This window comes from Flavobacterium marginilacus (genome assembly GCF_026870155.1).
Classification (GTDB): domain Bacteria; phylum Bacteroidota; class Bacteroidia; order Flavobacteriales; family Flavobacteriaceae; genus Flavobacterium; species Flavobacterium marginilacus.
The window spans coordinates 734,196-749,435 of sequence record NZ_CP113975.1; the positions used below are offsets into that span (position 1 = coordinate 734,196).

Here is a 15,240-nt window from a genome sequence, read left to right on the forward strand (position 1 = left end):
ACGATAAATAATTATAACTATGAAAATTAATAAAATAACATATCTCATTATTGCTTCGTTAATGCTGGTTTTTTCAGCCTGCGAACCAATTGTAGAGGAAGATCATTTAGAGAATTCGACAAATGTCGATGGAGTTAAACTGGTTGCAACCCAAAGTACACCTGGTGGAAATGAAATTACTATCGACATGATGACACCTGGCGTTACAGGCTATTGGGATTATAATTTAGGAAAAGCTTTAACCAATAAAATAAAGTTTATTTATCCTATTCCTGGAAAAGCCACATTTACTTATACAGGTACTTTAGGAGCAGAGTTTTTTACCAAAACAATAAATGTTCAGGTAGATAAACTGGATCATGCACTAGATCAGGATTGGTATGACTTAGTTAGCACAAATACAGCAGCGGGTAAAACTTGGGTTTTTGATAACCAAGGAAGCGGTTCATTATGGTGGTTTATGTCTCCTCCGGGAAGCCCTGATGGTGCTATGTCAGTTTGGTGGAATGCTGGTGATTGCTGCGGACCTAGCGATGCTAATGGAAAAATGCATTTTGATTTAGCTGGAGCAGCAAATTATACTCACTATGAAACTAAAACCGGTACAGGAGTTAAAGGCAGTTTTGTTTTGGATGTAGCAAATAAAAAACTGATTGTTAAAGGTACAACTATGTTAGGATCAGCAGCAGGGAATAAAGATGGTGTATACACTATTGTAACACTAACTACTGATAAAATGGTTCTCTATTTAAGTAATAGTGAAACTTATGGTACAGGTTGGACATTTGTATTCAGACCAGAATAATTTGAGTTAGTTTATTTTCGAAAAAGGAAGATAAAAACGCTTCCTTTTTCGATTTTAAAATTTTAAAAATGCAGTTAATCATATATGAAGGTTTAAAAAAAGCATAGACTTTTTTAAATCCTATTTTCATATTAAAATCTAAACCTTGATTCCTTACTTTCTTACAATGAAAAAAAATATTACAATTATATTACTGGTATTAAATTGTCTGATCTGTTTTTCCTGCAGTAAAAATCCAGAGGATTCAACAGATTTAGTAATAAGTACAGGACCAGCAAATTTAAATGTCACTGCAGTTATTGCGGGAATTACGGCTGACAAACCAAATGGTGACGGAAGCGGAAATGTAAATTTTACTATTAATGCAGATAATGCCACTTCTTATAAAATTGATTTTGGAAATGGTGAAATAAAAACAGTGCAGGGAGGCAGTTTTAGTTATAGTTATTCAAATCCTGGAACCCAAACGTATACTGTACGTGTCTTTGCTTATAATCTAAATAAAGAAATTAGTACCACAATCCCAATGACCCTATTTGTTGCATCAAAAACTATTTGGTCCGATGAGTTCAATGTTGACGGTGCACCAAATAGTACTTATTGGGGGTATGATTTAGGAGCAGGCGGCTGGGGAAATAACGAAGAGCAATACTATACAAATAGACCGGAAAATGTAATAGTGAAAGACGGAGTTTTACAAATTAAAACAATTAAAGAAGCGTATCAAGGAAGCAAATACACGTCTGCAAGGCTTTTAACCAAAGGTAAATTTTCATTCAAATACGGAAAAATTGAATTTAAAGCCAAACTTCCAGTCGGAGGCGGGACTTGGCCTGCACTTTGGATGCTGGGAAATAATATAAGCACAGCGGGCTGGCCGGCTTGTGGTGAAATGGATGTAATGGAACATGTGTACAATCAGTTAAACAAAATTCATGGAACATTTCATTATCCAGATCATTCAGGAGGCAATGCTGTTACAGCATCTAAAATCGTTGCAAATGTTACATCTGAGTTTCATGTTTATTCAATGGACTGGAGAGCAGATTATATTAAAATATATGTAGATAATGAAAAAATTATAGAATTTCCTAATACGAGTGCTGCACCATTCAATCAGGACTTTTTTATAATTATTAATTGTGCAATTGGAGGCAATTTTGGCGGAACAATTGCATCTGATTTTACTTCTTCAACTTTTGAAATTGATTATGTAAGGGTTTATAATTAATTGTTTTGATTAAGTTAAGTTAGTAGTTTGTGTTTGTTCTTCAGTGAAGGTTTTTATTTGGTTAGTTAATAAAAACCTTTGCGAAGAATGAAAAAATCAGCATTGAAACAAGAACAGTTTGTTTTTGCAGTTTTAAATTTTATTCTCTAATTCTTATTCTGTGAGTGTTTTTTAATCCTCATTAAATTATGGCATTTCAAGTATTTGAAATTGCTAGCGGAGAATTATTTCTATATATGAACCTAATATGTGAAGAAATTTTATTTATGAATTAATACAATTTAGAAATATTAAAGTAATCCAATTCTAGATCACTTTCCTTTGGATAGGGCTGGGGTGAGCTGAAAACAAAGGTTTGAGATTTTGGCATTTAAATTAAAAAAAACAGCATAAGAAATGAAAAAAAATAGTTTAAAAATTTTCTGTTTCCTGTTAGCGTTTAATTGTTTTTCACAGCAAAAAAACGATAATGAACTGCAAAGAAAAACTAATATTGGTAAAACAATTCAGGTATTTACAACTGCTGAAAATTCAAGTAATCGCTTATCTCCTTTAGCAGAAATAGTTTTTGAAGCCGCATCTCAGCCAGTTGAAACTGAAATTTCTGTAGTAGTGGAACCAAGAATTAAATTTCAAAAATTCATGGGCATAGGCGGAGCTGTTACTGATGCAAGTGCCGAAGTTTTTGCACAATTATCCAAGGAAAAACAGCAGGAATTTTTAAACGCTTATTATACTTCAGATAAAGGTATCGGCTACACATTATTGAGAACCAGTATTCACAGTTCAGATTTTGGAAGCGGGAGTTATACCTATATCAAAGAAGGTGACAAGGAGTTAAAAACATTTTCTATTGAACCAGATCGAAAGTACCGCATTCCAATGATAAAACGAGCGATCACTGCCGCAGGAGGAAAACTGCTGACTTATGTAGCTCCTTGGAGTCCGCCGGCTTTTATGAAAAACACAAATAATATGCTGAAAGGCGGTGTTTTATTACCTGAGTATAATCAGGTATGGGCAAACTATTATGCCAAGTTTATCAAGGCTTATGAAAAAGAAGGAATTCCTATTTGGGGAACTTCTACCCAAAATGAGCCATTAGCAACGCAGACATGGGAATCCTGTTTGTATACAGCAGAAGCAGAAAGGGATTTTATAAAAAAATATTTGGGACCAACATTAAAAAAAGAAGGTTTAGGAGATAAAAAAATTATTGCCTGGGATCACAACCGTGATTTAATGTTCCAAAGAGCCAGTGTCATTTATTCTGATCCTGAAGCGTCAAAATATGTTTGGGGATTAGGTTTTCATTGGTATGAAACCTGGACAGGAGCAGAACAGAATCTTATTAATGTTGCTAAAGTTCATGAAGCATATCCTGATAAAAATTTAATGTTTACCGAAGGCTGCATTGAAAAATTTGATCCTGCAAAATACCAATTTTGGCCAAATGCAGAACGCTATGGAACCGCTATAATTAATGATTTTAATAACGGTACAGCAGCTTGGACGGATTGGAATATTTTACTGGATCAGCATGGCGGCCCTAATCACGTAGGTAATTTTTGTTTTGCTCCAATACATGCAGACACAGCTACAGGCGAATTAATTTACACTCCTTCCTACTATTATATTGGTCATTTTTCAAAGTTTATAAAACCAAATGCCCAAAGAATAAGTTCGGCAGTAAGCAGAACTACTTTGTCCAGCACTTCATTTATCAATACAGACGGAAAAATAGTAACAGTTATCATGAATGCGACAGACGCTTCTATTGATTACAGTTTATATGTGAATAATTCAAAAGCGAAACTCCAGATTCCAGCACATGGAATTCAAACATTGATATATTAATAGATAAAAAATAGAAAGCTTAAGAGCTTCTAAAAAATAATAAAAATGAAAAAGAAAGTTTTATTTATCTGCGCTTTGTCTTTTTACAGCGTATCGTGGTCTCAAACGTCCAATACTCAATCAGCCGAAATTAATTCTAAAGTTTCTGAATTGATTTCAAAAATGACTTTGGAAGAAAAAGTGGGACAAATGACTCAGATTACCGTTACCATATTTGAAAAAGACGGCAAGAAAGGAATATTGGATCTCGAAAAATTAAAAGATGGTATTCAGACTCATCATATTGGTTCCATATTGAATGTGCCAAATCCAGGTGCGCCAACTTTGCAGAAATGGCAGGAAACCATGACCACGATAACCAATGAAGCAAATAAAACAAGACTTAAAATTCCTATTTTATATGGAATTGATGCCATTCATGGTGCGAGTTATACAGCAGGAGCAACATTATTTCCGCAGCAGATTGGTCTAGCAGCAACTTTTAATATTGATTTGGTAAAACGCGGTGCTCAGATTTCGGCTTACGAAACCAGAGCTTCTTCAATACCTTGGGTTTTTTCACCAGATTTAGATTTTCCTAGAAACCCAGCCTGGTCAAGAATGTGGGAATCTTTTGGAGAAGATGCGTATTTGTCATCTCAAATGGCTGCTGCATTGGTTGATGGTTTTGAAGGAGACAATAATGTTGGCTCTAAGTATAGTGTAGCGGCCTGTATGAAACACTACATCGGATACGGAAGCACTACATCTGGAAAAGACAGAACACCAAGTATTATTCCGGAACGTATTTTAAGACAATATGATTTGACTATTTATCAGGCAGCGATCAAAGCTGGGGCAAAAAGCGTAATGGTAAGTTCCGGAGAAATTAACGGAACTCCCGTACATGCCAGTAAGCATATCATTACTGATATTCTTAAAAACGAATTAGGCTTTACTGGCGTAGTTGTAACAGATTGGCAGGATATCATTTATCTGCACACGCGTCATAAAGTTGCCGAAACTAATCGGGATGCTGTCCGTATGGCTGTTATGGCTGGAATTGATATGAGCATGGTTCCCGAAGAATATTCATTTTACACAGACTTAATTGATTTGGTTCAAAAAGGAGAAGTGCCAATGTCGCGCATTGATGATGCGGTTTCACGTATTTTAAAGATGAAATTCGAATTGAATCTGTTCCAAAATACTGTTGCCAATTTAAAAGATTATCCAAAATTCGGATCTGCAGAGCACATAGCGGAAGCTTACAATACAGCTGCGGAATCCATTACACTGCTGAAGAATGACAAGTCGGTTCTCCCATTAGATAAAAATGAAAAAATATTAGTTACAGGTGCAACCGCCAACAGTATGAAATATTTGAACGGCGGCTGGTCTTACACCTGGCAGGGTGAAAACTCAGATACTTATGTAGCAGATAAATTCACCATTCTGGAAGCTTTTCAGAATAAATTAGGGAAGGAAAACGTATTGTATACAAAAGGAGCTAATTTAGATGTTGAAGATGATGCTGAAATTCAGAAAGCAGTTGATTTAGCTAAAAATGCATCTAAAATTGTATTATGTCTTGGTGAAAAAAATTATACAGAAACACCTGGAAATATCAGCGATTTGTACATGAGTAAATCTCAGGTTAAGCTGGCATTGGCATTGGCAAAATTAAACAAACCGATTGTTTTGGTTTTAAATGAAGGAAGACCAAGATTAATCAGTGAGTTTGAAGACCAGATGAGTGCTGTTTTACAATGCTACCTGCCAGGTAACGAGGGCGCAAGAGCTTTGGCTGATATTCTGTACGGTGATGTAAATCCAAGCGGAAGACTGCCTTATAATTATCCGAAATACCCAAATTCATTAGAAAAATACAATAGAAAATATACAGAAAGCATTGCTGAAGATGAACAAAACAACGATGCTAAATACGAGAAAAGTTATTCACCGCAATTTGAATTTGGCTCTGGTTTGTCTTATACCACTTTTAAATATTCGAACTTAAAAATTGATAAAACTGAAATTTCAAATTCTGATGATGTAAATGTTTCGGTTACGGTTACAAACTCAGGAAGTAAAGCTGGTAAAGAAACCGTTTTATTATACCTTACGGATAATTATGCCAGTATAACCCCCGAATATAAATCATTAAAAAGATTTCAAAAAATCAATTTAGCTCCAAATGAGTCCAAAACAGTGACGTTTACGTTAAACCAAAAAGATTTACAGTTTGTAGACAATGATTTAAAATGGGTTTCAGAAAAAGGAACATTCACTATTCGGATTGCCGATTTGAAACAGGATTTTTTATTGAAATAAGGAATGACAAAAACTGAAAATCTCAAAGCTGATTTAGAAGTTCATCTGTATAAATTGCGTAAATTTATTGGATAAAATAATTCCTTAATAATTGGATAAATGTTTAAAAAAAATAGCACATTAGTAATTTGTTTTGGTTTAATGAACCTTCTCTTAAATGCTCAAACCTTAAAAATAATGACATATAACATCCGGCTTGATATTGCTTCGGATGGAGAAAATGACTGGACACATCGAAAAGACTTTTTTAATGCACAGCTTCAGTTTTACGCACCGGATGTTTTTGGAGTTCAGGAAGCAAAACCAAATCAGGTTTTAGATATAGCGGCGGCGCTTCCGCAGTATGGATATGTGGGGATAGGAAGGGAAGGAGCTGGAAAAGGGGAATCTTCGAATATTTTTTATGCTAAAGAAAAATTCAAAGTAATAGAATCTAACACCTTTTGGTTATCCGAAACGCCGGATGTTATTTCGATAGGCTGGGACGCTGCTTGCAACAGAGTCTGTACTTATGCACTTTTAAAAAATGTGAAGAATAATAAACTGATTTGGGTTTTTAATACGCATTTAGATCATGTTGGAGAACAGGCTAGAACCAAAGGATTAGAACTGATTCTGTCAAGAATTGAAAAATTGAACAGCAGGAAGTATCCCGTAATTTTAATGGGAGATTTTAATTCTGAACCCGAGACAGCCCGAATAATTGCATTGAAGAGCAAAATGGATGATGCCAGAACAGTTTCGAGAGAAAAACCTTTTGGTCCTTATGGAACTTTTAATGGTTTTAAATATCATGAAGCAGTTACACTTTTGATAGATTACATTTTTATATCCAAAGGAAAAGCTATTACTGTGAATAAATATGCTGTTTTATCAGATGCTAAAGATTTGAAATACCCATCGGATCATTTTCCGGTTTTTGCCGAAATTAATTATAAATAGCAGTAAATTTTTTCAAGGATGACATAGTTAATTTTGACTTGCACGTCACTCCTGGAGGCCAGGGAAAGATGCTGCAATATCCGACTGAGATGATTCAAAATCGTCACTCTGGGAGAGTACTGCAAATCAGGATGAAATAGCTTTGCAGTTAATTCATGAGGCTGTTTCACGAGTGAGACAGCCTCTTTTTTATTTATTTTATGCTCATGAAATACCCAATTAAGTTTTCTTTTTGATTCAATTCCAGTTTTTTTCTTAATCGGTATCTGGCCAAATCTACTCCGCCTGTTGATATATTCATGAATTCTGCAATTTCTTTGGTGGACATGTTCATTAATAAATAAGTTGCCAAATCCATTTCCCTAGGAGTAATGGAAGGGTGTTTTTCTTTTAATTTTTTAAGGAACTCGAAATGAACATTTTTTAAGTGTTTTTCAAGATCTTTCCAGCTTTTGTCGGTGGTGACTTCCTTGATGATACTTTTGTTCAGTTTTACAAATTGAGTCTTTGCAGCTTCGTCAAAAGAACTCGTATTGATGTCTCTCAGTCTTTGAATAATTCCGTTTAATATCTTGTTTTTCTTGACAACCTGTAAGGTATTGTTCACCAATTCCTTGTCTTTGGAAAGTAATTTTATCTGCAGTTTTTCATTTTCCAGTTTTTCAATTTCTTTTTCTAATTCATATTGTTCCAGCCTTATTTTAGTTTCTTTTTCTAAATATAATCTTCGCTGTTCCAGTGTTTCAACATATTTGTTTTTTCTTATTTTCATTCTTATTCTAAAACGGGTGTAGTAAACTAAACCGGCGGCCAGCATTAAGTAAAATATGTAGGCGAGCGAATGTCTGTACCATGGAGGAAACACTCTGAATTCAATAGATGTTTCGTCAGATTGAATCTTAAAGCTGTTTCGTGCTTTTACTTTCATTTTATAATTGCCCTCTTTTAAATTGGTATATTCCTTTATAGTGTTGTTGGACCAATCACTCCAGTTTTCATCAAAACCTTCGAGCTGATAGGAGAATTCTATGTTCTCCAGATTTTCGTATGAAGGGGACGAAAATGTAAACTTCACTTGATTTGAGGAATAAGGGAGTTCATATTTTTCACTTTTATCCTGTTTGTTTCCGAGATATATAGTGTCGCCGGGAAATGTAAAACTTCTTATATGAGCAATTGGTTTTAATGCGGATTTAGCTTCAATAGCCGCGTCATAATGTGCAAGACCATCGGTTAAGCCTATAAAAGTGTTTTTGGAATCTATAGTGTTTATAGACATATAGTTGGCCACTAATTTTCCCGTTAAGTTTGAGAACGGCGTTATAACATGTTTGTATTTGCCGCTGCCCACTTTTATCAGTGCTCCCATTGATTCATTAAAATTGTACCAGATATTCCCATTAGCATCTTCTGTCAGTTTTTTAATTTTTGGAATTGACTTGAAGATATTGGTCATTACGGCATCTTCTTCAAATGTGCCATGAGTTTTAGAATAGGTGTAAAAAATATTATTAGATTGAAAAAAGACTTTGCCGTTTATTTTTTGAAGGCTTCCAGTACCAGAATTTTGTTCTGAAAACTGAGTAAAAGTTTTAATGGTATTGGCTTTGCTTACATCCTTATTCAGCGTAATCTGATGTATGTACTGGTCTTTTTTTAGCCATAAATAATCTTTATCAAGTTCAAATGAATTGGATGATTTATCGATGCCTTCTATTTTATTTCTGAATTTCATCCCTGAATCTGTCTTTTCAAAAACGGAAAAGCCATTGTAATTTGCCCCTATAAAATAGTTGGGATGATTAGGTATTGATTTAAATCCAAAATATCCTTTCGGATCAAGATTTTTAACCATTTTTCCATTCTGCAGGAGCAAAGCACCTTTGTTGCTGGCACATATCAATTCGCCGTTTATTATCTGTACATTCCATGCTTGGGTAGTCGTTCCTTCAATAAGTTTAAAAGATCCTTCTTTGAAATCAGTATCCCAGGGATGGTAAAAAACACCTTGATTGGTTGCGACATATAAATTGCCTTTATACACAACAGAAGAATAAACGGTTCCTAAATTGTAGCTGAATCCAAAATAGGTAAGAAATGAGTTTTCGTTTACATATGCAATTCCGTTATCTAATCCCAGCCATAGATTATTGCTTTTGTCAATGAAAGAAGTAAGAACCGTATTATTTTGAAGTCCTTTGCTGCGGTCGATGTGCTGTATTATATTTCCGTTTAGATCACAAATGATAATACCGTCAAGAACCGAGTTGATTACAACGTATTTATTTTTATAAAGAATACATCCAAGAGAGCCATTCTTTTTTATAAAGGTATTGGCCTCGGTATTCCACGGCAGTGCCTGATTATTTGTTATTATAAAAAGACCTTTATCTAAAGTTGCTGCGAGGGTTTTATTGTTTTCCAATTCAATCATGCCCCAAATTTCAGAATTATTCAAAGTATTTAATCCTTTAAGGTAATTTAGTTTACCATCTTTATATTCCAAAATTCCTGACGAAATATCTTGTAAGTATAATTTGGAATTAATTAGAAAAGAGAATTGAAACTTTTTTGGAGCATTTATAATTTTAATTTTATTGTCTTTATATATATAGATGCGGTCAAATGCCTGAAAAATTACTTCGTTTTTATAAAGGTGTATTTTCCAGACAAAGTCAATTATGCCTAATTTTTTTTTATCTAATGAATTGGAAATTGAAAAATATTCGAGTTTTCCTTTTGAATTGGCTTTAAAATAACCGAACTCATTATAACAGCCTACATATATTTTACCAGATGAATCTACTTTTAAGGATTTGATAGCATCAGAGTTTTTTGCTTTGTATTTATTCCATTTCGATCCGTCAAATTGTAAAAGACCGTCATTGTTTCCAAAATAGATATTTCCGTTTTTATCCTGATCAATATTCCAGTTTTGTGTTCCTCCTTTATAATCTGTTCTCGTGTAATTTTTAATAAAGGGAAGGCCAATTTTTTTTACCTGCCCAAAAAAAAGTATAGGCATGTTAAGTAAAATAAATAGTAAAAAATGTCTGGTAAATTTCATGGATAGTTCTTTTTTATTATTTCGGATTGTAATAATCTGATGTTATTATCTAGAGTATGGTAAAGAGCCTTTTAGATGTTTTTTGTGCTGATTTTCACGGCTGTTTTGCAGATTTTAAGCTAAAGTATCTAATTTATGGTAATTGTAATGATTTTTTTGAATTAATATTTTTTTAAGTAATGTTTTTTGGTTTTTAAAATATTTGTAATCAGATAATTATATTTTTTTTGATAATATTTTGTAATACTGCGATAACGTTATTGATGTGATTTTGTAGTGATTATTAATTCTGAAATTAGAAATTTTAGGTATACTATTGCATCAAATAACTAATTAATTAACCAAAATAATCAGAAAAATGAAATTATTAAAAGCATTTGTTTTTTGTATTTTATCGGTCTTATTTTCAGTTTATGGGTATGCACAGGATGTATCTATAAGTGGAAAAGTGATAGACGAAACGGGGTTGCCAATTCCAGGAGCAACTATATTATTAAAAGGAACTTCAACTGCAGTCGGCAGTGATTTTGACGGTAAGTTCCAAATTAAAGTTCCTAAAAATGGAGTTTTGACAATCAGTTTTGTAGGATATAAAACTGTAGAGACTGTTATTGATGGTCAGACATCAGTGCAGGTAAAAATGTATTCTGTATCACAAGACTTAAATGAAGTTGTGGTAGTTGGATACGGTACACAAAAGAAGGTTGTGTTAACCGGAGCAATATCAGGAGTTAAAGCTGCTCAGCTTAAAGATTTACCAATAACTAGAGTAGAACAAGCTTTGCAGGGCAGAGTTTCTGGTGTTACTATAGCAGCAAATGCTGGACAGCCAGGGTCTTCTTCAACAATTCGTGTAAGGGGTATTACTTCAATTGGTAACAATGATCCTCTTTGGGTAGTAGATGGTGTCGTAGTTGATAACGGAGGAATTGGTTTTTTAAACCAAGCTGATATCGAAACTATGGATGTTTTGAAAGACGCAGCATCTCAGGCAATATACGGTGCCCGTGCTGCCGCGGGTGTAATTCTTATTACTACCAAAAAAGGAAAATCGGGTAAGATGAGCGTGTCTTATAATGGATATGCAGGTTTTTCTCAAGCGGCAAGAAAGCTGAATTTATTGGATGCGACTCAGTATACTACACTAATGAACGAGCGTTATGCTAATGGTTATGTTCCATCTCCAACTAATCCTTTTGTACTTCCTTATCAATCTACTACTGCTTATGGAAAAGGAACTGATTGGCAAGATGCCATTTTTAATGACAGTGCAGTGCGGACTGGACATGAATTAAGTTTAAGCGGCGGAAATGATGTTTCAACTTTTTATGCATCTTTTGGATTGTTAGATCAAGAAGGGATTGTTGCTTCTCCAATTTCTAATTATAACAGAAAAAATATTCGTTTAAATTCTACGCACAAAATTATGAAAGGCTTGACTTTTGGTCAGACATTAGGTTATTCTCATGAGAAAAATATCGGATTGGGGAATACTAATAGTGAGTTTGGAGGACCTTTAAGTTCTGCCATTAATCTTGACCCTACAACTCCACTTGTTGTAACAGATCCTGTAGAGGCTAATCTTCCGCCATATAGTAATCAAGCAGGGATTTTTAGAGATGCAAATGGACATCCATATGGTATATCTCAGGTAGTTACTCAGGAAATGAGTAATCCATTAGCTTATATTCAAACGCGATTAGGAAATTACGGATGGTCTGATAATTTTGTTGGGAATGCATATTTAGAGCTGGAAGTGATTAAAGGATTGAAACTGAAAAGTACTGTAGGCGGTAAATTAGCATATTGGGGTTCTGAAAGCTTTAATCCTGTATCATACCTAAACTCTTCAACTATAAATGCTGTGAACAGCTTAGGCAGAGGAACTAATAAAGGTTTTGGATGGACAGTTGAAAATACGATTTCGTATACCAAAAAAATTGAAGACCATACTTTCACCGTTTTGGGCGGTCAGGGAGCGTATGTTGATAATATTTCGTCAGGGACTTATGTAACTTATAAAAATATTCCGGCTGATAATTTTGATGACGCATCATTCAATTATGGTGCTGTAAAAGATAATATTACTGCATCTGCTTACGATGGATATGAGCATGTTGTGACATCTTTGTTTGCTAGAGCGACGTATGATTATAAAGAAAAATATTTATTTACGGGTAATATTCGCCGTGATGGCTCATCCCGCTTTGGTAACAACAATAAATATGGTGTTTTCCCATCATTCTCTTTAGGCTGGGTTCCTACAAATGAAGATTTTTGGCCACAAAATGATGTTGTAACAAGTCTAAAAGTTAGAGGCGGTTACGGAATTGTAGGCAGTGATGCAATTGGTGATTTTAAATATGAAGCTACTGTAAGCGGCGGACGAAATTACACTTTAGGTAATCAAGGATCGGTTGTTATTGGAACCAGTCCAAATGCGCCGGCAAATCCTGATTTAAAATGGGAAGAAACCAGTCAAAGTAACATCGGATTTGATGCTGTATTTTTCAAAGATCTTAACTTAACAATTGATTTTTATAATAAAAAAACTATTGGTATTCTACAAGATATTAAGCTTCCAGGTTATGTTGGTACTACTGGAAATCCTTCTGCAAATATTGCCGATATGGAAAACAAAGGTATCGATATCGAATTTGGGTATAGAAAAAAAATAGGGCAGGTTAATTTTAAATTGGGAGGTAATATTTCTTATGTCGAAAATAAAGTAACCAATTTAGGTAACGGTATCAAGTTTATAGATGGAAATGCTTCTTTCCAAAGTATGGGTAATATCACTAGAACACAAGTTGGTCATCCAATAAATTCATTTTACGGTTATAAAACTCAAGGAATTTTTCAAAATCAAGATGAAGTTAATGCCTATACAAATTCTTCAGGAGGTTTAGTGCAGCCAAATGCTCAGCCAGGAGATTTTAAATGGCAGGATACAAATAATGATGGAAAAATTACTGATGATGATAAGACTTTTATTGGAAATTCACTTCCTAAATATACTTACGGTATTACATTAAATGTAGATTTCAAAAATTTTGATCTAGTAATCTTTACACAAGGAGCTGTTGGAAATCAGATTTTTCAAGGGTTAAGAAGGTTAGACATTGGAAATGCTAATTATCAGACATCTGCTTTGGGCCGTTGGACAGGAGAAGGAACTAGTAATTCGTATCCAAAATTATCAACAGTAGATGGAAATAAAAACTTCACAAATGCATCGGATTTTTATTTAGAAGATGGTGATTATTGGAGATTCAAAACGATTCAATTAGGATATAGTTTACCAAGTGATATAATTGGTAAAATAGGATTATCTAAAACTAGAATTTATGTAACAGGTGAAAATTTATTCACATTTACGAAATACACAGGTTACGATCCTGAAATTGGGGGTGGTGTAATTGGAGTTGATAGAGGGTATTATCCGCAGGCAAAATCATTTATGTTGGGCGTTAATTTACAATTTTAAAAAAAAGATTATGAAACTTAAAAATATAAAAAATTTAGGCATTGCTGTTGGAGTACTTTTTACAGTCTCCTCCTGTAGTGAAGAATTCTTGCATGTTGAACCGAAGGGTTTAGAATTGGTTGGGAATTATTATAAAAATGAAGATCAGGCTTACTCTGGTTTAGTCGCTGTTTATGATGTTATGGGCAAACAGTCCAGAGGGTTTGAAAACATGATTTGTATGCTGAATGCTGGTTCAGATGATTTTTTTGCTGCCGGCGGCGGAGCAGGAGACGGAGCTGGAATTCATGCATTCGATAATTATACTTTAGATCAGATCAATATACCAGAAAGTTTTTGGAGTGATTTTTATCAAGGGATTTCAAGAGCTAATATTTTATTAGAGAGGCTGCCGGAAACTAGCATGGATGCAGATAAAAAAGCACGCTTTACAGCAGAGACAAAAGCACTTCGAGCTTACTATTATTTTGAGTTAGTGCGTACATTCAAAAATATTCCATTGATTCTGCATTCTATTTCACCATCAGAAACTTATAATATTGTACAAGCTTTGCCAAATGAAGTTTATGCTCAAATAGAAAAGGATTTGATCGAAGCGAAAGCAGTTTTGCCTAATAAACTGTTATCGGTTGATACCGAAGCAGGCCGATTGACTAAGGGTTCTGTGCAGGCTTTATTAGGTAAAGTGTACTTGTATGAAGGGAAAAACAGTTTAGCAGCAGCTGAACTGGCCGAAGTAAACGGTACGCCAGGAGGAACAAGCGTGTATGGATATAAATTATTAAGCAAGTTTGCTGACCTATGGAAAATTAGCAACAAATTTAATTCAGAAGCCATTATTGAAATTACACATACCGACAAGAGCAATGCGGATTGGGGATTTTGGGGCAGCGGTGCCGATGAAGGAAACAGTGTAAATATTATGGTTGGTCCGCGCGGTTATACAAGACCAACAAATTCACCTGCACCAGACTATGTTTCTGGATGGAGTTTTAATACAGTAACACCAGCCTTGTATAATGTTTTAAAAGGTGATCCGCGTTTTGATGCAACCATATTAGATATGAAAGCATTGAAAGCTGATGGAACAGCAGATTGGGCTCCTAATTATCAAGATACGGGATATTTCTTAAAAAAATTCGCCCCTTTAAATTCTGATACTTCAACAGGAGGAGGAGCAACAGCATTGAATTACAAACAGGATGTGTATGCGATTCGTTTAGCAGATACTTATTTAATGGAGGCTGAAGCACTTGGAGGAACAGGAGCCAGAGCACAAGCACTATTAGATGCGGTTAGAGCGAGAGTAGGTTTAGCTTCGGTACCTGTTTCTAAGGATGCAATAATGTTAGAAAGAAGAAAAGAATTAGCAGGTGAAGGACACCGTTGGTTTGATCTGGTACGTACAGGTGCAGCGCCGGCAGCTCTGGCTAGTAAAGGTTTTGTGCCTGGTAAAAATGAAATTTGGCCAATACCTTACAATAACATACCGAACACAAAAATTGTTCAAAATCCTAATTACTAATTGTTAAAATCCT

At 34.5% G+C, this 15,240-nt stretch carries 8 protein-coding genes; 7 read left to right on the plus strand and 1 reads right to left on the minus strand.

The window, feature by feature from the left end; genetic code table 11:
* Positions 1 to 19 precede the first annotated feature (19 nt).
* From OZP07_RS03130 to OZP07_RS03150, 5 genes are all read left to right on the plus strand, one after another.
* On the plus strand, positions 20 to 805 hold the full coding sequence (locus OZP07_RS03130; RefSeq protein WP_281637250.1) for a hypothetical protein: 786 nt from the start codon (positions 20 to 22) through the stop codon (positions 803 to 805).
* A 166-nt stretch (positions 806 to 971) separates the two neighbouring features.
* Complete coding sequence (locus tag OZP07_RS03135) at positions 972 to 2,036, plus strand: family 16 glycosylhydrolase (RefSeq protein ID WP_281637251.1); 1,065 nt, start codon at positions 972 to 974, stop codon at positions 2,034 to 2,036.
* A 396-nt stretch (positions 2,037 to 2,432) separates the two neighbouring features.
* A complete protein-coding gene (locus OZP07_RS03140) occupies positions 2,433 to 3,893 on the plus strand; it encodes a glycoside hydrolase family 30 protein (RefSeq protein ID WP_281637252.1) in 1,461 nt (486 codons plus the stop codon).
* 45 nt (positions 3,894 to 3,938) lie between these two features.
* Positions 3,939 to 6,206 carry a glycoside hydrolase family 3 N-terminal domain-containing protein gene (locus OZP07_RS03145; RefSeq protein WP_281637253.1) on the plus strand — a complete coding sequence of 756 codons (2,268 nt, stop codon included), beginning with the start codon at positions 3,939 to 3,941 and terminating at the stop codon, positions 6,204 to 6,206.
* Between the two features lie 177 nt (positions 6,207 to 6,383).
* Positions 6,384 to 7,148, plus strand: a complete 765-nt coding sequence (locus tag OZP07_RS03150; RefSeq protein ID WP_317174704.1) for an endonuclease/exonuclease/phosphatase family protein — start codon at positions 6,384 to 6,386, stop codon at positions 7,146 to 7,148.
* A gap of 193 nt (positions 7,149 to 7,341) precedes the next feature.
* Here the strand turns inward: OZP07_RS03150 and OZP07_RS03155 are convergent, their stop codons facing one another.
* Positions 7,342 to 10,215 (minus strand): triple tyrosine motif-containing protein, encoded by a 2,874-nt coding sequence (locus OZP07_RS03155; protein ID WP_281637254.1) that lies wholly within the window; start codon positions 10,213 to 10,215, stop codon positions 7,342 to 7,344.
* A 358-nt stretch (positions 10,216 to 10,573) separates the two neighbouring features.
* Here OZP07_RS03155 and OZP07_RS03160 point away from each other — a divergent pair, with 358 nt between their 5' ends.
* Both OZP07_RS03160 and OZP07_RS03165 read left to right on the plus strand, forming a co-directional pair.
* Positions 10,574 to 13,702, plus strand: coding sequence for a SusC/RagA family TonB-linked outer membrane protein (locus OZP07_RS03160; protein ID WP_281637255.1), 3,129 nt, complete (start codon positions 10,574 to 10,576; stop codon positions 13,700 to 13,702).
* Positions 13,703 to 13,712: 10 nt separating this feature from the next.
* On the plus strand, positions 13,713 to 15,227 hold the full coding sequence (locus OZP07_RS03165; protein ID WP_281637256.1) for a RagB/SusD family nutrient uptake outer membrane protein: 1,515 nt from the start codon (positions 13,713 to 13,715) through the stop codon (positions 15,225 to 15,227).
* Positions 15,228 to 15,240 lie beyond the last annotated feature (13 nt).

Excerpts from the sequence above, each read along its gene's own strand:
- OZP07_RS03150 (WP_317174704.1), top strand. The coding sequence starts at position 6,384 with ATGACATATAACATCCGGCTTGATATTGCTTCGGATGGAGAAAATGAC.
- OZP07_RS03135 (WP_281637251.1), top strand. The coding sequence starts at position 972 with ATGAAAAAAAATATTACAATTATATTACTGGTATTAAATTGTCTGATC.
- OZP07_RS03130 (WP_281637250.1), top strand. The coding sequence starts at position 20 with ATGAAAATTAATAAAATAACATATCTCATTATTGCTTCGTTAATGCTG.
- OZP07_RS03160 (WP_281637255.1), top strand. The coding sequence starts at position 10,574 with ATGAAATTATTAAAAGCATTTGTTTTTTGTATTTTATCGGTCTTATTT.
- OZP07_RS03165 (WP_281637256.1), top strand. The coding sequence starts at position 13,713 with ATGAAACTTAAAAATATAAAAAATTTAGGCATTGCTGTTGGAGTACTT.
- OZP07_RS03155 (WP_281637254.1), bottom strand. The coding sequence starts at position 10,215 with ATGAAATTTACCAGACATTTTTTACTATTTATTTTACTTAACATGCCT.
- OZP07_RS03140 (WP_281637252.1), top strand. The coding sequence starts at position 2,433 with ATGAAAAAAAATAGTTTAAAAATTTTCTGTTTCCTGTTAGCGTTTAAT.
- OZP07_RS03145 (WP_281637253.1), top strand. The coding sequence starts at position 3,939 with ATGAAAAAGAAAGTTTTATTTATCTGCGCTTTGTCTTTTTACAGCGTA.